Genomic DNA, 22720 nt, shown 5'->3' on the forward strand with positions numbered 1-22720 from the left:
GAGATTCAGCTCGTTGCCTGGCGGTCGCCGCTGACCCAGATGCCCTGCCCCGGGGCGTTGCCGCCGGCGTTCTTCCACATCAGCACCCGCCCCGTCAGTCCAAAAATGGTGATGGCGCGGGCCTGGGTGCTGCGGGTGCTAGGAGAGCCAAGCTCACAGCTCAGAAAGATGGTACCGTTGAATGGGACATTTTTGAGGTTTGAAGTCGGATCAGCCGTGGGTGGCGTGTTGATGATGGAGCCATCACTTTTGAAGGTCAGAATGGCGCTTTCATCACCACTCATGCCGATGTCCACGCCGCAGCGGTCGGTGAGAAAGGTAAAGGTGTTGTTGTCGAACGGCAGCTCAGGCAGATTCAGGACTGTGGCCGGCGGGGTCAGCACACCCGTCCCGCTTTCTGTAAAACGCTTGAAACGGTAGTCCGGCGGCAGGCTGTTGCGGCTCACCACCGTCGCCGTCGTGGTGTAGGTGGTGGCATCAGCCGTGACATTGCGGGCGTCGTTGACGTAGCGGATGACGACATACCCATCCGAGTTTTCACCCGGCCGACGGAAGAGAATCATCTGATAGGTGTTGCGCTGCCCCATTGCCAAGGCGCGGGTCTCCCGAATCGCTGCGGTCAGTTGACTTCCAGCCGAGTCGGCGGCGACGGCTTTGCGGTAGGAAACAACCAAAATGCCGGAAATCGCCGCCAGAATACCAAGCACCGAGATGACGGTGAGTAGTTCAACAAGCGAAAAACCTCTTTCCTGACGACTTTCCCGGCGACCAAACCAACGACTGTTGTGTGCCATCGTGGACCTCCTGCTGTGGCAGGTTTTGCCTCCAGGGTGAGACAAACACCGTGCCACAGCCTGCGCACTTTCGATGGGGCAGGTAACAACAAGCGGAATAACAAGTTATCGCTTCAGATTGAGGTGCGAAGCCGGCTCCCGGCTACGGTGCAGCCGGGAGGCCTGTTACTGAAAGTAACAGGCTAAACAATAACCGCGCGTCGCCGGGCGGCAACGCGGCTGTAAAGGAAGGCCAAAGCCGCAATGGCCACTGCACGGATGCCGAACCAGGCCAGCGTGGGCATCTCCCAGTGATTGGCCAGCGCGCCGAGGGCTGCCACGACTGTCCCCCCTACCACGACGATCAGGTAGACTGCCCGGAAGATGTTGAAGACCATCACCAGGAAGGGCACCGGTCGGTAGGGGTAAACATAGTCGGCCAGCAACAGACAGGTTGGCACGACGATTACGGATGCCATACCCGCACTGCTGGTCCACCAGGAGGTTCCGTCCATCAGGGTTCTGTCCCAGCGGAGCGAGAGCGGATCGGAAGGAAAGGCAGCAAAGGCCGTCAGACCGGCCAGGATACCCACGATAGTCAGGAGGGTATCCAGTGCGATGTTGAGTCCAGAGGTCGGAAGTGCGCCAGGTGTGACCGGAGGAGAAGTGGGCGCCAGTGGTGGCGGCAGGGACCCGGTGGAGGGGCGCAGCTTGCTGGTGTGGGTAGGTGGTGAGCCGGTCGGTGGGACAAAGCTGCCCGTAGCCGGACTGGCCGACAGGGACACGCCCACTGCCGGAGCTGTTGCCAAGACCGTCGTTTTGTGGGTCAGACGGATTTCCAGGCTTTGGTCACTGTTGCCCATGACGACCGTCCGCGCCAGATCATTCCAGCCCGGCGCGGTAAACCGGATGCGGTATTCTCCCGGCGGCAGGCGCAGCTCGAACCGCCCTTGGGCATCGGATTTGCCGCGAAAATCGCCGTCCACTTCAATCGTGCAGTTGCCCGGAAGCGTGGTGAGGAGCAGCCGTGGAGAAGTCTGAAGCCGTGCCGAGGCGTCAGCCGGGGCTTTGGGTTCAATGGCGGCCTCAAGTTCAGCCAGAAGTTCGCGGACGCTCGCCTGGCGGTTGGCCGGATTTTTGGCCAGGGCGCGGAGAATCACCGCTTCCAGTTCCGGGGACACGGCCGGATTACGCGCCCGGATACTTGGCGGGGGCTGGGTCAGATGCCCGGAGACGATGGCGGCAAAGGAGTCTCCCCGAAAGGGCACGTCTTTGGTCAGCATCTGGTAGAGAATCACCCCCAGACTGTAGATGTCTGAGCGGGCATCCACCGGCTTGGAAGAGCACTGCTCCGGCGACATGTAAAACGGCGTTCCCATGATGCCGGTCTTCAGATCGGCGTGGTCATCCCCCAGAATTTCATCGTTGAGGATTTTGGCCAGCCCGAAGTCAAGGACCTTGACGGTCATTTGTGAAGCCTTTGAAGTCGGGGCCGGTTCATCAGTCAAAACCAGGCCCAAATCCTCCAGGTTGTTCGCTCCGTCCGGCTCGTGAACCATGATGTTGGCGGGCTTGAGATCACGGTGAACCAGCTTCAGATCGTGAGCCGCCGCGATGCCCGCAATGGCCTGCCTGAAAATTTCGAGGATGCGCTTTGGCGGCATCGGTGCTTCGCGGGCGATGATTTCGTTGAGCGGCCGCCCCTCGACGTACTCCATCACAATGTAGCGCGTTCCGTCAGCGGTGATCCCAAAGTCCAGGGCGCGCACGACGTTGGGGTGTTCAATGGCGTTGGCAGCCCGGGCTTCACGTTGGAAGCGGTTGACGGCGGTGGCATCCGTGGAGGCGTATTCCTGAAGCAACGTTTTGACCGCCACTGTGCGCCCCAGGTGGATGTGTTTGGCGCGATAGACCGCCCCCATCCCGCCGCGCCCAAGGCACTTCTCAAGCTGGTACTTGTTGTCGAGAAGCCGGCTCCCCCGCAGGGACTGGGTGAGAGTGGCCCCATCGTGCGGGCAAACCGCAAGGTCATCCTCAAAGCAGTGTTTGCACTTGGGACACTCTTTCATGGGTCAATCCAGTAGCGGTCATAAACGATTTTATCGAGGTTAAGACCACGTCCTCAAAGGAGGTCGCAGAAGACGGCTGAAGTGTTAGTTCAAGCTATACATGTAGCACACTTGGGGCAGCAAGCGTCCAGTCAAATACCGTGAGTTTACGGGATGGGCAGCACCCGGCGCTCGCAGGGGGTGCCCACGACCACACTACCATCGGGGCGAGCAGCAGGGGGGCCGTACATAAATAGCCAAGTGTCGTAGGTGACATCCTCGCCAAATACGGTTGTGAAGGCCGGCTTGGGAATGCTCCCGACGACGCCCACAATCGGTCTCTGTGAGGCAAATCCATCGTCATCGTCCCCGTCATCATCCTCACCCGGTGGTTGGGGGAGCATCCCGCCAGAGGGATCAAAAGTGCCGCCAAAGCCGCCCTGATTGACGACACTGGCCGTCAGCACCACGTAGCTGGCGGGCACCGGTTGGCCTGTAAAGGACGACCAGCGTTCAAGATACCGTCTGATGAGCGGGTCGCCGATGCGTACCGTACGCCACTCCTTGCCAGTAAACGGGTCACGGAGGGCAGATGGGCGTAGCAGGCGCAGGCGTTGTCCGTTGATGTTGACTTCCTTCGTCAGGTCACTGAGCTTCAGGGGAAAGGGGGCACCGGGGTTGAGCGGCGCAATCCGTCCGGCATTGTTGTAGCGCGCAATGGCCTTGGCGACAGCGCAGCCCCGAACAATGAACTCCGCCTCCCGCTCCCGTTGGCGCTCGATCTGGCTGGTATCGGCCTGCATGGTCAGCAGGATGATCATGGCGGCCAGAGCGAAAATGAGAAACAACAGTATGTAGCCGCGTTCCCGATGACGCCGCCGGGTGTGACGCAGCTGACCGAAAGCACGACAACGCATCATGGTTCTGAAACCGCCAATGGGCGTGAACGCTGTGGTTACTGGTTGGGTGGCCGCTGGCGACTGAACGGGCGCAGGGGACGCCCATTACCATCCATTGGCTTGTTCGGGTCGCCCACGATGACCGGTATTCCTCCCTGTCCATGCTGGGGCTTGGTAATGGGCTTGACCGGCATCTGGGGCTGTCCCTGAACGGGCTGCCCCGTGCCGTCATACTGAACCGGTGGTTGCCCCCCGTAAGGGGACTGATAGCTCTGCGGTGGCTGGTAGCCTGGGGTGGGATAACCCTGTGGGGAACCACCGACCGGTAGCGTGGGAGTGCCTCCGGTCGGAGCCGGGCCGCTCGAAAGGGGCATGGTGTGGCTGACACCGGGCAGTTGGGTGTCCTCGACGATGATCTGTTCGCTGGTGATGCTCTTGACCCGGAATCGTCCAATGGGCTCGTTGAGGTGAACCGTCTGGTATTCATTGGTCGTGGCCAGCACCGCGCGTGGGTTTTGCCCTCCCGCATCGGTCACCATGCCAATGTAGCGGTACTCGTCATTTGGGTTAGGTGGGGGGTCAATTTTCAGGGTGACATCGTTCGAGTACCACTTCGATTCCTGTCCCGGAACAACGACGCGGACGGTGGCCGTCCGGGGTTGGGCGGTCAGGTCGGGCGTCAGGCGCACCCGCAACTGCCGGTCTCCCTTGCGCTCCGCCGCCAGGGTTTCCCCGTCTATGACGACACGCACGCCTTCCGGCAGAGGCTGGGCATCCACCGTGAGTTCATAAGTCATGGTCGAGCGTGCATAGACGCTCGGAGGATAAACCGACTGAAGGGTAATTGGTGGCGGCGGTGGCGGTGGGACCGGTTTGGGTGGTGGTGGCGGCAGGTAGTCAAAGATGTTGCGGGGAGACTCCGGTACGGCAGGTGGTATCACCGGCGTCAGTGTGGTCCGGGCCATGCGCACGAGAGTACCTTCCACAACGACCGGTGGAGATGCCGCCGGCTTGTTGTCCGTCCTACCCTGTTCCAGGTCGGTTGCCCGAATCAGTCCTGGGCGAAGGGGCGCCACTCCGGCTGCCTCTGTCCCGCCGGTGTCAAACCAGACATAGAGCAAGGCGGCCAGTGAGCTGACAAACAGAACGCTGACGAGAACGGTCTTCTGAGTCTGATTCATGGCTGTGGTCTTGTGGACGGCCCGGCCGTCGGCTGGGGCTGGCGTGCCGCAGACACCGGACCGCCCAGGGGAGCGCCAGGTTCGCTTCGGAAATAAGCGGTCAGGGAGAGTGCGATGGTCAGTTCGTTTGGGTTGGCAGGATTCTCACCCATCACGGCACCCGACGGCATGCCGCCGGATGGCGATGGACGTTCTCCAGGGGTGAAACTCAAAAGCTGGAGCAGAAGAAACTGGCGGCTTTGTTCGAGGGCATGGATGAAGCGCCGGATGTTGCGATAGTTGCCGGTGATCCCAAGTTTGACCTCAAAGGTCGGGTAACTCTGGATGAACTGGTTCTGTGGTTCACGGGAGGAGGCACCCGCCGCCGGGCCTTTGTTCTGGTCCGTCAGCAGAAAGGCCACCGTGTCGGTCAGCTTGACGTCATGTTTACGTGCCAGGGCGTTGATTTCGTCAATCAGAGCCAGTTGCCCGACACGGGCATCGCGTAGCAACTCACGTTCAAAGCGCCGCCAGTTTTCCATCGCACCGTTGAATGCTGCGGCTTCCTGCTCCAGTCGCTGCCGCTCCATCCGCAGGTTTTCCGTCTGGCGGCGGAGGTTGCTGGTTTCACGGGAAATACGGCTCAAGCGCTGGTTGAGCGGTTCCAACAGCATCTGGTAGCCCGTCACCACACCGGCCAGGCACAGGACCCAGACGGCCATTCCAAGCCATTCGGGCCACTGAAGATAACGCTGCCGTACGACTGTCCCGCGCCAGCCGCGCCAGCCAACCCAGCGTCGCCAAAGCCAGTTCATCGCTTCACCTCCTTGGGCGCGGGACTTCCCGTGGCCAGCATCGTCCCACCTGGGCGATAGCGACCGTGGAGGGTGAATTCAACTTCCTGCCGGCCATCAGCCCCCCGTTGGTCTGAAGGGACGGCCTGGGTATTGGGGTCGAAGTAAAAGATGCCCCGCTCATCACAGGCACGGATAAAAGCCGTGACGGCTTCGGGTTTGGGGGCCCGGACGGTGACGGTGAACGGCACTTCCTGGGAGACAGGCAAAGGGGAGTCCGTGTTCCCCCTGCCGGTTTCTTTTCCAGGCGAACGCTGGCTCAGAGCCGGATTGGCCTCACTGTCCTGTCGGAAGGCGATTTGCAGAATGCGGATGTCCGCCGGAAGCTGCTGTTCCATCTGCAGCAGCAGACGGGACCAGGAAAGTTGCCGCCGCTCCAGAAGATAGAGCGCCTCGCGCATGGCGCGCGCCTGCTCTGGGGTTGGCTGAAGCCCGGCACTGGCGGACTGTTCCCGGACCTTCGTAAGGCGCGCCTGCTCCAGGTCGTGGGTGGCCTGAGAGGCTTTTTGCAGCTCCACGTAGCGCTGTTCATCGGCCAGCAACTGGGTGTAGTGCCGGGTCAGGAAAACCGTGGCGAGGAGCAGAAGTCCAAAAGCCGCTGACAATCCCATCCAGAAAAGACGCCGATTGTAAAACGGCGTTGCGGAGAGATTGAGGCGATACACATCGTGCGTGGTCATGACATCACCTGATGGCTGGGTGCACCCCGCGCAGCACACCGGTTGTTCCGAACACTTCTGGTGCTCGAACGGAAGCTGGTTTTATCAGTTCCGTTCTCTTTTGTCCCTACCCCGTGCGTTTGTTGGCACTGGCTGCCGGATGTCTTTCATCATCACCGGTTGCGCGCGTCAAGATACTGTGGAGCTTGGTAACAGGTAAGCGGATTGGACATCCAGATGGGAAATTGACTACGATGGCCTCGTCTGACATTACCTTGATTCTGCGGGAAAGCCTTTGAAAGTCTATTCAACCAAGTGGTGTACGGACTGCATGCTCGCCAAGCAGTTCCTCAAGCAGCGGGGGATTGCCTTCGAGGACATTCTGCTGGAGACCAATCCAAGCGCCAAATCCTACATCATCGAGCGCTTGGGACGCGCCGCCAAAGTGCCGGTCATTGAAATTGGCGACCGGATATTTTCACTCAACCCTTTTGACCCGAACCGACTTGCCTCCGAGCTGTCCCTGATCCTCTCCCACGAGCCGTCTGACGCCGCCGGTGGGTAAGCATTGCCTGCCGTCTGGCTTGTCAGGCCGCCACTATAGATGGACAGGAGGGAAATGCCGCGCTAAGGCTTGACCGGCTGCGGTTGTTCCACGGTGAGGTGCTCTGTGGGGCTGTCGTCACCTGACGGCGGCGGTAACGGCAGGGAAGGCGGTGTGGCGCGGTTGGCCGCAGACTGCCCGGTTGTCTGAACCAGATTTCGCCCACGGCGCTTGGCTTCATACATCGCTTCATCCGCCCGCTGGATCAGGTCGTTGATCTGTGCGGCATCGCCGGGGTAGCTCGCAATTCCGATACTGATGGTAAGACGAAGTTTATGGTGTGGAACATTGAGCGAGGCCGTAAACGGAGTTCGTTCAATGGCCTGCCGAATCCGCTCGGCTGCTTCGTGCGCCCGCAGCCGGTCGGTTTCAGGCAGCAGGGCAATGTATTCTTCTCCGCCATAGCGCCCGGCGATGTCAGAGTCCCGCAGGGTTTCCCGAATGACCGTGGCGACTTCGCGGAGCACCTGACTGCCGACGAGGTGCCCGTAGGTGTCGTTGACCCGCTTGAAGTGGTCAATGTCCATCATCAGCAGCCCAAAGGGATGCCCGTAGCGGTTGGAGCGGGCCATTTCACGCTGCATCTCCAGGATGAAACTTTTACGGTTCAGCAGACCCGTCAGGTCATCGTGCGTGATGAGTTCCGTGATGCGGCGGTGGAATTCCTCATCAATGTCGTCGAGAAAGGTGAACTTGAGAATGTGGCGACCGATGGAGAATTTGTCTCCATCATGCAGCAGGACGGCCTCACCGGGGACAAGCGGAATGCCGTTGAGCTGCGTGCCGTTGGTGCTGCGCAGGTCTGTCAGCCAGTACTGGAAGTGTCCGGTTGGGGTTTCCAGACGCTCAATCCGGGCGTGCAGCCGTGAGGCCTCATCGTCATTTTCGAGGCGCAGCTCGGCATCCGAGCCGCGTCCAATACGGGTGATGGCGTGCTCGATGCGGAACGAACTCCCAAGGTAGTCGCCACGCATGTGAACAAGCGCCGGCCGTGCCTGCCGTGGACGCGCAAGCGGGTTGGCTTGCAATTTTTGCGTTTGATTGAGACTGTTCACGGGTCTCAGGATAGCCCCAAGCTTCAGGTTCATCAAGACGTGACCCAAATCAGGTCCGCTTCAAAAAGATAACCTACGAGTACAACCCTCTGTCATGCCCTTTGAACAAGCCGTCCACCGTGTCGTTTTGCCCAATGGATGTGTCGCCCTGCTGGCGGAACAGCCTGCGCTGCCGGTCGTGGCGCTGTATGCCATCGTGGCGTATGGCTCCCGCTATGAGCCGGAGTCCCAGGCCGGGTTGGCTTCTCTGCTGGGTGACATGCTCGATGAAGGGACAGCACAACACACGGCGCAGGACATTGCGCTGGCCATTGAAGCTACGGGAGCGCGGCTCAACACGTTTGGCGGATATGCCCGCAGCGGGTTGAGTCTGACGGCGCTGCGCGATGACTTTCCACGACTGCTCACCATCGCCGCCGATCTGTTACGCCACAGCCGGTTTCCTGAAGACCGCTTCGCCCTGTGCCAGGCGCGGCGGCTGGCGCAACTTCGGTCACGGGCCGACGACGCCCGGACCGTGGCTTCCGATGCTTTCGATGCGCTGGTCTATCCTGGACACCCGGCCGGCCGGCCGATTGTCGGTTATGAAACCACGGTTTCCCAACTGACGGTGGATGATCTGCGTGCGGCTTATGCCCGGTTCTTTGTCCCGAACAACCTGCTCATTGCCATCGTGGGCGATCTGCCGGTGGCGGAAATGGAGCGCCGGCTGATGGAGGTGTTGGCCGACTGGGAACCGGCGCCGGATTTTCTGCTCCCGACTGTGCCACCGGTTGCGCGCCAGACCGTGCCCCAGGAGCAGGTGCTGCCACGCCCGGACAAGGAGCAGATTCACATCCTGCTGGGCCACCTGGGAATTCACCGGACGCACCCGGATTACCACGCCCTGCGGGTGATGGATGTCATTCTGGGGGACAGCCCCGGCATGACGGCGCGGATTCCGCGCATCCTGCGGGATGACCTGGGATTGGCTTACACAACCTATGCCAACATCACGTCCACAGCCGGGGTTGATCCCGGTCGCTTCGTGGCCTACATCGGCACTTCGCCGGAGCACCAGACGAAAGCCATCGCGGCCATTCGGGATGAAATCGAACGGATGCGGCAGGAGGTCGTGACACCTGAAGAACTGGCCGCGGCCAAGGCGTATCTGACCGGCAGCTTCGTCTTCAATTTTGAAACCAATGCCCAGCGGGCGCTGTTTTTGATTGAGACCGAAATTCACGGGTTGGGGGACGATTACGCACAGCGTTACCCTGAACGGATTGATGCGGTCACGGCGGAGGAGGTGCTGCGGGTCAGCCAGCTTCATCTCAATCCGTCGGCGCTCACCACGGTCATCGCCGGCCCGGTCAGTTCAGATGCCGGATCGTGATCCGACCGGAGTGCAGGTTATCTGGAGGCATTACCATCGCATGCCCTTTCGTTTTCCCCCCGGTGGATGGCTGCCGGGAAGCACCCTGGCCATCATCACACTACTGACGGCCTGCAAGGCACCATCGAGCACCACCATTGTGCCGGCAGCCGCACCAAACCGGCCGGCCGAGCAGGTTGCTGCGCGTGAGAACCCGACGCCCTTCGATGCCGAACGCGCTTTCAAACACATTGAAAAGCAGGTCTCCTATGGCCCACGCCCGGCCGGTTCGGCGGCGCTGGGACGGTTGCGCGCCTGGCTCGTCGAAGAACTGAAAAGCTACGGCCTGACCGTGACCACGCAGCCCTTTGTCGCCAAAACCCCCTCGAAGAAGTTTCCCATCCTGCGCATGGAGAACGTCATCGCGGAGCTGCCTGGCAAAAGCCCGGAGGTCATCATCATCGCCAGCCACTACGACACCAAGTACATGGAAGACCAGGTGTTCGTCGGAGCGAATGACGCCGGCTCAAGCACGGCCGTCGTCCTCGAACTGGCGCGGGTGCTGGCGGCCATGTCGCCGGAAGAACGCGGCTTTCCCCACACGCTACAGTTTGTTTTCTTCGACGGCGAAGAGGCCGTTGTCGAGTGGCAGGACGATGACAACACCTACGGCTCCCGGCACTTTGTGGAGCGCCTTCAGTCCACGGGCCAGACAAAGCGGATCAAGGCCATGATCCTGCTGGACATGGTGGGCGATGCCGATCTGTCCATCCCCAGGGAGTATCAATCTTCGGCGTGGCTGGCGAACATTCTTCACGACACCGCGCACGAACTCGGCTACGGCATCTATTTTCCCAAAACGACCCATGCCATTGCCGATGACCATATCCCGTTTCTCAAGGCCGGGATTCCGGCCGTGGACCTGATTGACTTCACCTACGGTACGGATGAGGTCAACTTTGGGCCCGGCGGCCCTGAAAACGCCTACTGGCACACGGCGCGGGATACCGTGGACAAGCTGAGTCCGCGCAGCCTGAAAATCGTGGGCGACACGGTGCTGCGGGCGCTGCCCAGAATTGCCCGGGCGGCGCGCTAAGGGCCGTCAGTCGTTGGTTTCTTCTTCAGACACATCAGGTGTTTCAGCCGGTTCTTCGGTTGAAGGTGCAACCCGCCGCCGGAAAGCCGTGCGGCTGGCAACCTCCGCCCCACGGTAAATGGAGCCGGCAATCACCGAAGCGCTGGAGCCACGGGCCATTGAACCCTTCGTGATGACGGTCACGAGCAGCCCCGGCTTGCCGGGCGCATCCACAAATGACACGAACAAGCCGACGCGGGTGCGCGGGCTGAAGTCACAGTTGCAGCTTCCGGTCTTTCCGGCGACGCCCAGCGCCGCCGCGCCGGACCGCCGCGCCGTACCGCGCTCGACGGCACTGACCAGTCCGGCCAGCAGATCGCGGCGGATGTCTTCGGTCAGGGGCAGCGTCCGAACGGGAAGGGGTTTGAAGCGGGCCACTTCCTGTGGGCTACGTAAAACCTGGGGACGGTACAGGGTGCCGCCGTTGGCGATGGCACTGATGAAGGCGGCAAGCTGCACGGCGGTGACACCAAAGCCGTCTCCGTGGCTGCCCATGCGTCCCAAATCGGCTGGCGGGTGACGCGGAATGACGCCGCTGGTTTCGCCGGGCAGGTTGATGCCGGTTTTCCGTCCAAAACCGGCCTGCCCGGCATAAAACAGGAAGCGCTCAAAGCCAAGCCGGTGCGCCAGTACCTGAAAGTATTCGTTGTTGGATTGCGCCATCGCCGTCCGCAGCGTCCAGCTCCGGCTGCCAGCTAGGATGATTTCATCGGCGGTGGTGAGCTTTTCCTGAAGGGCTGCGTATCCGGTCAGCACCTTGATGGTGGAGCACGGTTTGAAGGGGGTCCGCACGGCCCACTGCTGGTTGACGATGCTGAGCACCCGGCCCGTCCACGGTTCCATGACAACGACTGTCCCGGCCCGGTCGCCGAGTGCGTCGAGCGCCAACTGGCGAATGGCCAGGTCTTCCCCGCGCAGGTCATCCCGTTTGATGTTGTACCGGGTTGCTTGTTGGAGTTGTTCATCCAGGGCGCGGATGCGGGCCAGTTCTGCCAGACGCGCCTGCTCGGCCCGGCGGCGCAGGGCGCGGTTTGCGGTCCGTGCTTCGGCCCGGGTGGGCGTCCGGCGGATGGCGGTGGCACGGGTGGTGTAATCCCGGCGTGCTCTGGTGTTGCGGGAGACTGTGCGCGCCACGGAAACCGATGCCCGCCGGCCACGGGGCACCGGAGCGGCCCTGGCCGTTTTCGCCACCACGTTTCTGCCGGACGGCTGGTGTCTGGCTGATGCTTTGCGGGCTGGTTCCCGGCCGGAAGTCATACGGTAGTCAGCCTTTGGGTTAGTGGCTGCGCTGTACTTGGAACGGCGTAGCCGGTGAGGCGGCCCTGGCTGCGCCTGGCGTGCATCTTTTCGGGCGCTTGCGGGAGACGCCTTTGGCGTTGGGCGCGAGGGCGGTGGAGTTTTAACCGGCCTTGCCGCGTGCCGGGTGGTTTGGGCAAGGGCCGGCAGTGCACTCAGCAACAACAATCCGGTGACCATTCCCCTGGCGACGATTCGGCAAACAAGCCAATGATGCTGACCGGCCATGGTGATACTCCAAAAAAGCGATGGTCAGGAAACATCGGAACGAAACTCCGCATGTCCCCTGACCACCGCTGGTTGCTGTATGATGATATGGTGTGTGTCCGCCGCTGAACCCGGATGGTTTCACCCAAATGGCATCCGGGGCCGACGAACGTCAATCCATCCGACGCTTGCGCATGCTGGAACGTTGCCGCTTGCGGGCCAGCTCAGACTTGAGCCGCCGTTTCTCCCCTGGTGGGATGAAGAAACGATGCCGCTTGACATCGGCAATGATGCCCTCGCGCTGCACCATCCGCTTGAAGCGCCGCAGCGCGCTGTCAATGGATTCATTCGGCGCGACTTCGACGATGGCCATGCGTGTTATTCACCACCTTGCTGCTTCATAGTGTTTTTGGCGAAGCAGGGCATGGTGGTTTAGTCGGGAAACGCTTGTCAAGGTATTCTGTGGCCCACGGCGTAACCTTTGCCGGAAGGTGCGTCAGCGACGGGCAAAAAGGCGGCAGCGGAGTCCGGTTCGGTGGCGCGCCGCGCTGTGTCGTCCATAGGACGAATGTCCTCAGTGATGTGCGCGAAGTCGGCTCCGGTTCACCCTCAAGTCACCACGGGGCTGGTCGTACCCTGAGCTTTTACTCTCTCTCTGAACTGCCACCCGCGAGTGTCTTTTCAGTTTCAGCACAGGGAAGCACGGGGAGGACCGTGCACTGAGGTGTTTGGACAGAGAAAAAGGCCAGGCAGGTATCCGACACCACCTGGCCTTGCAATGTTCTGACAGGAAATGATTTAGCACCCTAGAAGGCAACTTCAATCCCCATTTTGGACAGAGCCTGAATTATATCCTGGAGGGTAGCTTCTTTGAGAGCTATCCTCACATGCTCTTGAGCGTTACCTGAGTTTATGCGAAGCGGAAAACCGCTTACGAAGGACAGCCAGCTTACCATCTCGTCAGCAGGCATACTGAATTGCAAACTGATCTTTTCACCTGCCAGGAGTGCACTGCGCAAGTCCTGAAGTGCGCGGAAGTCCACGCCGTCAATTTCCACGGTTCCTCTTTTGGACAACTCTTCAAAGACCTCCCACACAGGAGCCCGTTTGAAATCAAAGCTGAAGAGGTCATCGGGTTCGGATGCCGTAAATACGATTTCTCTGCCGCTGATACGCGTGAGTTCAGATGAGAGTTGTTCACTGTTGGAGTTGGTTACCTGGAATGTAACTTCTTTCGCTGCTCCTTTTCTTCCTTTTCCACAACCTGAGCCGCATCCTCCGCTTGTAGAACAGTAAGCGTAACAGCTACCCGGACATGTTGTAACCGTCGAGCAATTGTTAGTCCCGCAACTGCAAGTATCTGCGAGAGCAACCTGCATCGGGCTGACGAAAAACAGCAAGGACAGTGATGTGGCAGCAAGCGTTTTCTTCATGGTTTCACCCCCTTTGAGGATATTGTGGAGAGGCTCTACTTTTGTGTAGGCGACAGCCAATGTAGTAAGATCGAAAAAAATGCCAACCGGAATTTCTGTTCTTTGGGCATCAGATAAGTGGAGCGCGCAATGCTTGGCCAGGCTGTGGTGGAGGCTGCTGCGAGCAGGAAATCCTTGAAACCAGCGATGCCCCACCCAGCCGGCTGGTCACCGCCAGCCTTCCACGTCGGTGGTGTTGCCGCTGTGTTGCCCGCCAGGAAGCTGACTGACGCAGCTGCCCGCGTCGTTCGTCAAAGGAAATCCCATGAGGTTTTAATTACTTGGAGGAGCGATTGGTTGGGCTACTTTGGAACAATTATTGATACCTGCGCCCTCGATTAGGTAACAATTGATGATTTCCCCAGGGGGCACGTTTCTTACGCAGCTTTCACGTAGATTCCGGCAGGCCTTCAGGCAATCCTGATAGTCGCCCAAATTGGCTTTCTCTTGTACTTTGATTATTGCTTCAGGAATTGAATGCTCCGGGTTGGGTATATCTTTTGTGGCAAGCACATAGAAACACTCAGCATAGAGCGAACGGGGATCAATCTCGGCAATCATGCGAAGCCACGGCATGTCATCTGAGAAGTAAGCTTTGGCTGCTTCCGGGTTGCCAAGCGTGAGACCGGGCAAAGGCATTTTGGGCAGTTTCCCATCCGACATCTTAAAGTTTCTTAATGTTTCTGAACAGACATAAGCAAAAACAAAGTCATTACCTGTTTCACCAACCAGCAACCCTGGGTATCGGAGATAACGAAATCGGTGCTGTGGAGCCGTTGTACGGTCAACTGTAATGACAATTTCCTGATGGGTTTCATAGATGGCGATTGTTGCAACCTCCTTGTCATTCTCGACAATCTGATAGCGGCCTTCCCTGAGATGTGATTTATCTCCCCGAGAACTGACGGCGAAACCGCCACCCGGAAATGATATGTTCGCCAGGCAGCCAGAGTCAGTGGCTGTGCAGGAGTAGCCTTCGGCAGGAGCGACCTGTATAAGGCTAACGAAGAACAGTAAGGACAATGATGTAGCAGCCAGTGCCTTCTTCATGCTTTCACTCCCTTCAAAGATATTGTGATAAAACCCTGCTCTTGAGCAGGTGGCAGCCAATGTAGCAAGGTTGAAAAAAAATGTCAGCCGGAATTTTGAGCCTTTAGGCATTAAATAAGTAGAGCACGCAATGTCTGGCCCGGCTGTGGTGGTGGGGGCTGCCACGAGCGGGGTGATCCCTGTAACTTCAACAGTGATTCACATGCCGGTTCTTTTCGGGTCAGGACACGTGGACACATGCAAGGCGAGGTTGGCAGGGGGGGGCTGCGGCAGTTTCCACCGCCCCAAGCTTCGATTGTTTCCGGGTGGTGTTCTGCTTCTGAAGCCGGTTCTGACGCCAGCGCGACTTCCGCTTCACCCACCAGATGACCACGCCGCTGAGGCTCAGCATGGCAATGAACACGCTGCCTACGCTGACCAGAATCCGGTACGGCAGTTCGCCGATGCCGCCTAACATCAGCAATGATGCCCTCGCGCTGCACCATCTGCTTGAAGCGCCGTCGTGCGCTATCAATGGATTCGTTTGGTGCGGCTTCGACAGTGGCCATGCGTGTTGTTCACCACCTTGCTGCCGCATAGTGTTTTTGGCGAAGCAGGGCGCGGTGGTTTGCCCAAAAAACATTTGTCCAAGGTATCCCCGTTCCGCAGCCTGGTTTTTCGCCGGGGAGCGCCAGGTCCAAGGGAGCGTCAGAAGTATACCGTCCAGGCAGCGGACGAAACCTTTTCACGTTTCAGGCGTCTATCAACCCCAACGAACGTCTACCGTGACATCGGTGTGGGGGCTTGGCCGTGGAAAACGCAGAGAGTGCCGTCAACGGTTTGCCTCCCAATCCGTCTTTACCCATGGGCCACTTTTACGTAAGGTGTAAGGCTGGTAATGCTTCGTAGGACAAGAAGTGATCTTTTCGCCATCCCCATCAAACGGAATCTCTCGACGCGGCATCGGCAAAGATGACGGGAGCAGAGTCATGCGGGATGATTATCTGTGGGATAAGTCCGGCGAGCCGTCGCCAGCAAGCACTGGATTTGAAACTCAGCTTGGCCGGTATGGCCTTTGACATGTCGGGAGGGTGATGACCGTGAACGACTTCAATCGTGTCTCTGAAACAACGACTGCCACCGGAACGGTTGAACCGGGCGTATCCCCAAACACATCACAGTCGGCGTGGGTTCCCACGTTTGCCGGACTGCACAGTGAACCGCTGTTGGCTCGCCTGTGGAGCAACCTGAAGGATACCGTGCGGGACTTCATCCGCCACCCGGGGCAGTTTTTCTGGCACCAGCCTGCCCCGGACGAGCAGGGGATGTTTTCGTCAGGGCTGTATTTCGAGCCGACTTCGCGGAGTCTGTTCTCCAAGCTGGGTGAGTTTGTGCGTCAGCCGCGTGCTTTTCTGAGTCGTACACCCTCCACCCCGGTTCCCGATGCCCCCAACCTCACCCAGATTGACACGCCGCCGATATGGGTGCGAATCATGCGCGAAGTTTCCGATCTGGGGCGGCAGGTAAGGACGAATCCCGCTGGCTACGCGCGCGCCCAGTTTACCCTGACCCGTATGGAGCGGCAGCGCGCCCTGTTGTTTGGGTTGTGCTTCCTGTTTGCTTTCTTCGTCATGTCCGGGCTGATTGGGGCGCTGCTGATCTGGTCGCCACCGCTGGTCGTCGAACAGCAACCGGAAGAAGAAAAAGAAGAAATGCAGCTCATTTCGATGGTGGAGTTGCCGCCCCTGCCGCCACCGCCTCCGCCGGATGACCGTCCCAGCGGCGGCGGCGCCGGCTTTGGTCTCAAAACGCCGGGCAAAGGTGGCGGCGGCGGCGGCAAAACCGACCCGGAACCGGCCATGAAGGGACGGTTGCCCGAACCAACCCTTCAGCCTGATCAACAGATTGTTGACCCGACAACCAAGCCGCGCATCGAAGAACCCTCCCTGCCGGTGGCTCCAAAAATCATTGCTGATCCGAAATCTGTCCCGCCGCCGGAACTGAAGGTTCCGATTGGCGATCCCAACAGCAGCAATACGACCAAGCCTTCCGATGGTACAGGCAAACAGAACGCTGGTATCGGTAACGGCGGCGACGGGCGGAGCGTCGGCAGCGGGACCGGTCCTGGTGGCGGGCCCGGAAGCGGTGGTGGTGTCGGCGGTGGCGTTGCGGGCGGCCCGTCCGGGCGCGGCCTCGGCGAGGGCGAGGGGACAGGCGTGATTACCCAGCGTCCGAAACTTATTTATTCCGTCAAGCCAAAATACACCGAGGAAGCGCGGGCCAACAAAATCCAGGGAACGGTCGTGCTGTCAGCAACGGTCGGCCCCGATGGCTCACTCAGCAACATTCGGGTTATCAAGTCGCTTGGTTACGGTCTCGATGAAAAAGCCATTGAAGCTGCCCGGCAGTGTCGCTTTCAGCCGGCGATGGCCGATGGCCGTCCGGTGTCGGCAACCGTGAAGTTTTCGATGGAATTCCGCCTGCTCTAGCGCCCGGCATGCCGACAACCGTTGAACGGATCCGCCACAAACGCGATGGCGGCGAGTTATCTGCCGACGACATTGCCGCCTTGGTTGCCGGCTACACCCAGGGCAACATTCCCGACTATCAGATGGCAGCCTTTCTCATGGCTGCCTTTTTACGTGGGATGACCATCGCTGAAACCCGTGCCCTCACCGAAGCCATGCTCTATTCGGGCGAGGTCGTGGATTTCTCACATCTCCCACAAGCCAAGGTGGACAAGCACAGTACCGGTGGCGTTGGTGACAAAACTTCGCTGGCACTGGCCCCCATCGTGGCGGCAGCCGGAGTCGCCGTGCCGATGATTTCCGGGCGCGGGCTGGGGCACACCGGCGGCACCCTTGACAAACTCGAAGCCATTCCCGGTTTCCGTACCGATCTGCCGCTTGACACCTTCCGCCGGCTGGTGGAGCAGCTCGGCGTAGCGCTCATCGGACAAACCCGCGAAATTGCTCCAGCCGACAAAAAGCTCTATGCCCTGCGCGATGTCACCGGAACCGTCGAGTCTATTCCACTTATCACGGCCAGCATCATGTCGAAAAAGCTCGCCGAGGGAATTGACGCGCTTGTGCTGGATGTCAAGTTCGGCAGCGGGGCTTTCATGAAAACCCCGGCCGAAGCCCAGGCGTTGGCCGATGCCCTGACGGCCACCGGAGAATCCATGGGCAAGCGCATCCAGGCGCTGCTTACCGACATGAACCAACCGTTGGGTTGGGCCGTGGGCAATGCCCTGGAAGTCTGCGAGGCCCAGCAACTGCTGCGCGGCGAGCAGCTCACCGGACGCTTTGCCGATCTCACCTTCGAGCTGGCAGCCCACATGCTCCGGCTTGGGCAGGTGGCCGCCTCCGTTACCGAAGGCCAGACGCTCGCCCGCGCCATGGTGACGTCAGGAAAGGCACTGGAGAAGTGGCAAGCCATCATCAGGGCGCAGGGGGGCGACCCACAGGTGGCGGAAGATGACCAGCGGTTGCCACAGGCTGCCTACGAAACCGTTGTGCGTGCGTCACAGTCGGGCATCGTGACCGCCATGGATACCGAAGCCATTGGCCAGGCGGCCGTTCTGCTCGGCGCCGGACGACTTACCCTCGATGCCGTCATTGATCCGGCCGTCGGCTTCCGCATGGAAGTCGAACTTGGTGCGCCGGTGTCTGCCGGGGATGCGCTCGTCCGGGTGTACTACAACGCAGCCCAGGCGGTGCCCGAAGTTGAGCAGCGCCTTCTGGCGGCCATCACTATCACTCCAAACTAAGCATCCCAAACTAAGGGCGGTGCACTGCACTTGCCGGCGGCTGCAGGGTGAACTTTTGCCGGGCGGCTTTCCCGATGGCCGTTGGGCTGAAGGGAAACACGGCAGGGGTGCAACTCTTCCAGCTTTCAAGCTGATCAGCCCAGTGCGGACTGCCCGGATCGCCGGACTGGCCGAGTGGCAGCCCCATCCGGGAGGCATCCCACTGGCTCACATCGGCGACAAACCGCATGGAAACGGCTTCGCCGACGTTGGGAGTCGCCACGATGAAATACCCACCGCCGCGCTGCGGCAAAGGTGGAAGCTGAAACGGGCGTCCAATGAGCGGCGCAGCGGCCAGAGGGTGCGGAAAGGTCATCGGTTTCCACCGTCCCCAGGTCCAGTTTGCCGGGTCAGCGCCGAGTTCGGTTGCCAGTTGTTGCCGCGCCATCTGGTGGCTGCGGCGCAGCAGTTGGCCGTAGGTGGCGGTTTCTTTGGGCAGCCAGTCAGCCGGTTGCGTTGCCAGGATGTGGGTCAGTTCCGGCCCGCCGAAGATGGCACGCCGCCAGTCCGCACGTGTGGCCTGTCGAGAGCGGAGCGTCAGATTGGTCGGCGGCGTACCAAATTGGGCTGTCAGCAGTTGCCGGCGGAGGGCGTTGGCCAGCTCTATCGCCAGTGCGGCTGCCCGTGATTCCGGGGTCATGGCTCCGTCCCACTCCCGAAAGAGCCGGAGTGTGGTCTGCCATTCGGCATCCTGTTCTGCTTCCGGGTCCTTGGCGGCAATCTCCAGAACGAGTTTGACGAAATCAAGTGCGCCCAAGGCAACGATGTCGTCCTGAATGCGCAGGCAGTCGGCGACCGAAACTTTGGGCTGTGCAGTCAGAAGGTCATAAATCCGCCGCGCGCGGTACGGCGGAGACCAGTGTGTGGTCAGAAAGTAGGGGTAGCTGTGGCCGACCACCCGGTTGTTGGCCGTGACGATGAGACCTGCCGGGGGATTGAACACGTGGGGCAGTTCATCAAACGGGATGAGTCCCGTCCACTCGTGTGCGTCCGTATGGCCCGGAACGGGAAAGCGTCCGGTGCCGCTTTTGCGGCGTGGAATGCGACCGGCGCCATAGTAGCCAATGTTGCCTTCCACATCGGCATAGATGAAGTTCTGCGTGGCGCCGCCGTAATCGGCAATCGCCCGGCAAAACTCCGTCCAGTTTCTGGCGCGTACCAGCCGCCGGTAGCAGCGGGTTTCATTGGGCGTGACATCGAGCGCCGTCCAGCGCAGCGCCAACCGTTGGCCCTTGTCTTCGAGCAGAACCGGGCCGTGGCGGGTCACCAGCACTTCGTGGGAGACCGTCTCCACATCGGGCGCACCCGGCAGGCGCCGCACCGGGATGGTTTCCACCCGGACTTCGGCTTCCCGCCAGCCCTGTGGTGTCTGGTAGAGGCGCGGACGGGTCTGGTGAAAGGTCTCACGGAAAAGGTCCTGCACATCGGGGTCGAGATTGGTACAACCCCAGGCAATGTGCTCATTGTGTCCGATCAGGACGCCTGGAATGCCTGGCGCTGTCACACCGGCCACACGATATTCCGGCACGGCCAGGTTGATCATGTACCAGATGCCGGGCGCGGACGGTTCAAGGTGCGGGTCATTCGCCAGAATGGGTTTGCCGGTGGTGGTCCGTCTGCCGGAGACCACCCAGTTGTTGCTGGCAGCCAGCTCCTCAGCATACAGTCCGACGCGCGCCAGCGCCCGGTACTGCGCCCTCAACCAGCGGTCGGCCCCGGCCAGCAAATCCGGTGACAGGGGAACAGATGACACTTTGCCGGCAGGTTTTTTTGAAGGATTTCCCGAGGGTGATGCCGGTGACGGCTGATCGCTCCCGACGACGATAACCTCCGGGATGCGTGACGATACCTGCATCAGTTGCGCGTACGCTTTGGGATTGGACTGCGCCATGGCCGCCGCGGCCAGATCGACGGGCCACGTCGTCGAGAGTGACTCGGCAAACACCTTGCCAATCAGAAGTGTATCGGTCGGTTGCCATGGACGCGGGCGGTAGCGCAGCAGCCGGCATTCGCGGGGGAGCCGCTGTTCGTCGCACTGCGCCAGGTAGGCGTTGACGCCGGCCGCGTAGGCTTCGAGGTATTGCCGTTCTGTGGCATCCATCTGGGCGAAGGTGGCTTCGCATACCTGCCGAAAACCGTAAGTGCGGTGCAGCCGGTCTTCATCAAGGGCTTGCGCTCCGAAGATTTCTGCCAGTTCACCGGCCCCGGTGCGCCGGAGCAGGTCCATCTGCCACAGCCGGTCGCTGGCGGTCATGAAGCCTTGAGCAAAAACGAGGTCGAGTTCGTTGGACGCCGTGATGTAGGGGATGCCGCGCGCATCCCGTACCACCGTCACCGGTGCCGTCAGACCGGGCAGGGTGGTGGTATCCGCTGAGTCCGGCATCCGCTGGAGATGGGCCGATGTGTGAACGTCCAAACCAGCCATCAGGTGTAGCAGCAGCACCAGGCACAAACCGGCCCGGCCTGGCAGGGTGAAGGCAAAAGGGAACATTTGAGGTGACAACGTGCCTTGGGATTGGATGGGGATAAGGCAGAACAGGGAAATGATGCATGTTTTCAGAAATCGCGCTAGAGTTGGCGGCTTTTGAAAGCTGTTGTCGTCAATATCCAAGGAGTCATCCCATGGCTACGGTAAACGAACCCGATGAACCCACCCCATCACAACCCTCCAGTGTGTCTGACCCAACTCCGGCTGCGGCCGATGCGCCGCCAGCCGCCGGAGACGTGCCGGTAGCCGAAGCCGCCCCGTCTGAGTTGGTCATCGGTGAGGCCGATATTGAAGCCACCGCTGAAGTGCCCGTTAGTGATGTGCCGACGGCGGCGCCAGCCGCCAGCTCCGCAGTGAGTCCCGAAGACCTGCTGCTGGCCGGGCAGGGTGGGGCCTCCGAACAGTTTTTGACCGCCACGGCGACTGTTGCCGACGTTCTGGCTGCCGCGCCGGAAGTTCGGGAAACACCTACCTTTCTTTCCGCCCTGCCCGAAGCGCCGGACGTGGATGCACCGCCCCAGCTCGCCCCGCTTCCCGACGAGTACGAAACCGATGCCATTGCGGCACTGATACAGGACCCTTTCCGTATGTTCGTCTATTGGGAAGCCCGGCCGGAGACGGTGCTTGCCGTTGAGCAGTTGTTTTCACCGGAAGAAGCGGCGACCTTCCGCCCCGTGTTACGGGTTACAGAACGCGAGACGGAGAAAGAAACCTACTACCCGGTGCTGTACCGGGGGAGCGAGTGGTTCAGCGTGTTTCCCGACCGGACCTATCTGGTGGAATTCGGCGTCCATTCGCCGCAGTTTGGTTTCATTCGGCTGATGGCCGCGCCGGAGAAAAAGACCCCACGGGGCACGGTTGCGCCGGAGTTGCCGCCCCAGCCGGAGTACCGGATATCGGAGACCCGTTTTCGGCGTACGCTGGAGGTGTCGGGTTTCCAGACCAACGGTGCCGCGCTGCCACGGGAGGCGTTGGAGGCGTGGTTTGCGCCGGCTGTGTCTGACGCTGTGTTTACTGCTGGCGATGGTCTGCCACTCAAACCGGAGCAGATTCGGCAGCTTCCCGATTCGGTGCGGGATGTGGTGTCCGAACTGTTCGAGCGGGACGGCGGAGACCTGGCGGCGCTGGTGCTGCTGCACTATCTGCCTGCCCTGCTGCGGGACACCTACCTGGCGCGACTGGCGGCACGGGGCATTCCGGTTGCCTTTGCCAATGTGGAGCAGCTTTTGGCAGCCGGATACATTGCCGAAGCCCTCCCGGCAGAGGAAGAAATCATCGAGGAGCTGGAGTGGAGTGACTGGATTGAGGATGAGGAAACCTTTGACGTGCCGGGTCTCCAGCGGTTTGGCGTAGGAAGTTCGGCGGGCAGCGAGTTGGGGAGTCTGCGGCAGCGGCGCCGGCGGCGTCTGCCACGGCGGCGGGTGCGCCGGCCGGAGGTGGTACAGCCGGTGCCACAGCCGGTGACGCAGCCGCTCTGGTTGCCGAGCATGGAGCGTCCGGGGAGTCTGCGCCTGTCGGGTGGCGGGCAGGGGTGGCTTTATTTTGACCTGGGTGCCATTGCCTGTGAGCTGGCGGCGGAGCTGGGGCTGCCGCCCTCGGTGTGGGTCTAAGCTGCCGGGAGCGCGGGCGTCCAGCCCGCATTGACCCACATGGGAATGGGGGCATCACCACGGTCCGTGGGTTGAAACCCCCTCAACTCAACCGTCGCTGACGCGACGGGGGTGTGGGGGGGGGCCGCGATCCGTGGGTTGAAACCCACGGCTAAATTCAGCCGTCGCTACGCGACGATGGGGATTCCAATCCGGCGGGTGTGGCGGTTGCCCGTACGTGACGCGGCCGATACGGGGATGCCCGGGATTCGTGGGTTGAAACCCCCTCA

The 22720-nt window shown here is 60.7% G+C and carries 19 protein-coding genes and 1 pseudogene; 6 read left to right on the forward strand and 14 right to left on the reverse strand.

Annotation, left to right across the window (positions count from 1 at the left end; genetic code table 11):
- Positions 1 to 5: 5 nt before the first annotated feature.
- The 6 genes from CABTHER_RS05205 to CABTHER_RS05230 form a co-directional block, all read right to left on the reverse strand.
- The gene (locus CABTHER_RS05205; RefSeq protein WP_014099550.1) at positions 6 to 794 is read right to left on the reverse strand and encodes a pilus assembly FimT family protein; all 789 of its coding nucleotides are present in this window, start codon (positions 792 to 794) and stop codon (positions 6 to 8) included.
- 182 nt (positions 795 to 976) lie between these two features.
- Positions 977 to 2842 carry a protein kinase domain-containing protein gene (locus CABTHER_RS15620; protein WP_014099551.1) on the reverse strand — a complete coding sequence of 622 codons (1866 nt, stop codon included), beginning with the start codon at positions 2840 to 2842 and terminating at the stop codon, positions 977 to 979.
- Positions 2843 to 2988: 146 nt separating this feature from the next.
- Positions 2989 to 3741: a hypothetical protein gene (locus CABTHER_RS05215; protein WP_014099552.1), complete on the reverse strand. Its 753-nt coding sequence runs from the start codon at positions 3739 to 3741 to the stop codon at positions 2989 to 2991.
- A 35-nt stretch (positions 3742 to 3776) separates the two neighbouring features.
- Entirely contained in the window at positions 3777 to 4901 is a 1125-nt protein-coding gene (locus CABTHER_RS05220; protein WP_014099553.1) for a hypothetical protein, read from the reverse strand.
- Positions 4898 to 5695 (reverse strand): hypothetical protein, encoded by a 798-nt coding sequence (locus CABTHER_RS05225; RefSeq protein WP_014099554.1) that lies wholly within the window; start codon positions 5693 to 5695, stop codon positions 4898 to 4900. Before CABTHER_RS05225 ends, CABTHER_RS05220 begins: the two co-directional genes overlap by 4 nt.
- Positions 5692 to 6414 carry a hypothetical protein gene (locus CABTHER_RS05230; protein ID WP_014099555.1) on the reverse strand — a complete coding sequence of 241 codons (723 nt, stop codon included), beginning with the start codon at positions 6412 to 6414 and terminating at the stop codon, positions 5692 to 5694. Before CABTHER_RS05230 ends, CABTHER_RS05225 begins: the two co-directional genes overlap by 4 nt.
- 274 nt (positions 6415 to 6688) lie before the next feature.
- Here CABTHER_RS05230 and CABTHER_RS05235 point away from each other — a divergent pair, with 274 nt between their 5' ends.
- Complete coding sequence (locus CABTHER_RS05235; protein ID WP_228374076.1) at positions 6689 to 6958, forward strand: glutaredoxin family protein; 270 nt, start codon at positions 6689 to 6691, stop codon at positions 6956 to 6958.
- A gap of 62 nt (positions 6959 to 7020) precedes the next feature.
- On the opposite strand, the gene CABTHER_RS05240 is transcribed toward CABTHER_RS05235, so the two are convergent.
- Complete coding sequence (locus CABTHER_RS05240; protein WP_228374077.1) at positions 7021 to 8025, reverse strand: GGDEF domain-containing protein; 1005 nt, start codon at positions 8023 to 8025, stop codon at positions 7021 to 7023.
- A gap of 121 nt (positions 8026 to 8146) precedes the next feature.
- On the opposite strand from CABTHER_RS05240, the gene CABTHER_RS05245 reads away from it, so the two are divergent.
- Together CABTHER_RS05245 and CABTHER_RS05250 are read left to right on the forward strand one after the other, a co-directional pair.
- Positions 8147 to 9427 carry a M16 family metallopeptidase gene (locus CABTHER_RS05245; RefSeq protein ID WP_014099558.1) on the forward strand — a complete coding sequence of 427 codons (1281 nt, stop codon included), beginning with the start codon at positions 8147 to 8149 and terminating at the stop codon, positions 9425 to 9427.
- Positions 9428 to 9467: 40 nt separating this feature from the next.
- Positions 9468 to 10502 (forward strand): M28 family metallopeptidase, encoded by a 1035-nt coding sequence (locus CABTHER_RS05250; protein ID WP_014099559.1) that lies wholly within the window; start codon positions 9468 to 9470, stop codon positions 10500 to 10502.
- 6 nt (positions 10503 to 10508) lie between these two features.
- On the opposite strand, the gene CABTHER_RS15625 is transcribed toward CABTHER_RS05250, so the two are convergent.
- From CABTHER_RS15625 to CABTHER_RS17390, 6 genes and pseudogenes are all read right to left on the reverse strand, one after another.
- Complete coding sequence (locus CABTHER_RS15625; protein WP_187288424.1) at positions 10509 to 11675, reverse strand: penicillin-binding transpeptidase domain-containing protein; 1167 nt, start codon at positions 11673 to 11675, stop codon at positions 10509 to 10511.
- Positions 11676 to 12216: 541 nt separating this feature from the next.
- Positions 12217 to 12417: a 30S ribosomal protein S21 gene (gene rpsU, locus CABTHER_RS05260; protein WP_014099561.1), complete on the reverse strand. Its 201-nt coding sequence runs from the start codon at positions 12415 to 12417 to the stop codon at positions 12217 to 12219.
- 433 nt (positions 12418 to 12850) lie between these two features.
- Positions 12851 to 13672 carry a hypothetical protein gene (locus CABTHER_RS16975; protein ID WP_148263952.1) on the reverse strand — a complete coding sequence of 274 codons (822 nt, stop codon included), beginning with the start codon at positions 13670 to 13672 and terminating at the stop codon, positions 12851 to 12853.
- A gap of 117 nt (positions 13673 to 13789) precedes the next feature.
- On the reverse strand, positions 13790 to 14731 hold the full coding sequence (locus CABTHER_RS05270; protein WP_187288425.1) for a hypothetical protein: 942 nt from the start codon (positions 14729 to 14731) through the stop codon (positions 13790 to 13792).
- A 55-nt stretch (positions 14732 to 14786) separates the two neighbouring features.
- Positions 14787 to 15023, reverse strand: coding sequence for a PepSY domain-containing protein (locus tag CABTHER_RS17385; RefSeq protein WP_014099564.1), 237 nt, complete (start codon positions 15021 to 15023; stop codon positions 14787 to 14789).
- A 28-nt stretch (positions 15024 to 15051) separates the two neighbouring features.
- Positions 15052 to 15114: pseudogene (locus CABTHER_RS17390) on the reverse strand (30S ribosomal protein S21); the annotation flags it as partial.
- A gap of 531 nt (positions 15115 to 15645) precedes the next feature.
- Between CABTHER_RS17390 and CABTHER_RS17210 the strand changes: the two are divergent.
- Both CABTHER_RS17210 and CABTHER_RS05285 read left to right on the forward strand, forming a co-directional pair.
- Positions 15646 to 17034, forward strand: a complete 1389-nt coding sequence (locus tag CABTHER_RS17210) for an energy transducer TonB (RefSeq protein ID WP_187288426.1) — start codon at positions 15646 to 15648, stop codon at positions 17032 to 17034.
- An 8-nt stretch (positions 17035 to 17042) separates the two neighbouring features.
- Positions 17043 to 18314: a thymidine phosphorylase gene (locus CABTHER_RS05285; RefSeq protein WP_014099566.1), complete on the forward strand. Its 1272-nt coding sequence runs from the start codon at positions 17043 to 17045 to the stop codon at positions 18312 to 18314.
- Between the two features lie 10 nt (positions 18315 to 18324).
- Here CABTHER_RS05285 and CABTHER_RS05290 read toward each other — a convergent pair whose 3' ends face one another.
- The gene (locus tag CABTHER_RS05290) at positions 18325 to 20736 is read right to left on the reverse strand and encodes a penicillin acylase family protein (protein ID WP_228374078.1); all 2412 of its coding nucleotides are present in this window, start codon (positions 20734 to 20736) and stop codon (positions 18325 to 18327) included.
- Positions 20737 to 20975: 239 nt separating this feature from the next.
- Here CABTHER_RS05290 and CABTHER_RS05295 point away from each other — a divergent pair, with 239 nt between their 5' ends.
- Complete coding sequence (locus CABTHER_RS05295; protein WP_041569098.1) at positions 20976 to 22451, forward strand: DUF4912 domain-containing protein; 1476 nt, start codon at positions 20976 to 20978, stop codon at positions 22449 to 22451.
- Positions 22452 to 22720: the final 269 nt, after the last annotated feature.

The sequence above is a fragment of the Chloracidobacterium thermophilum B genome (genome assembly GCF_000226295.1).
GTDB classification, from domain to species: Bacteria; Acidobacteriota; Blastocatellia; order Chloracidobacteriales; family Chloracidobacteriaceae; genus Chloracidobacterium; species Chloracidobacterium thermophilum.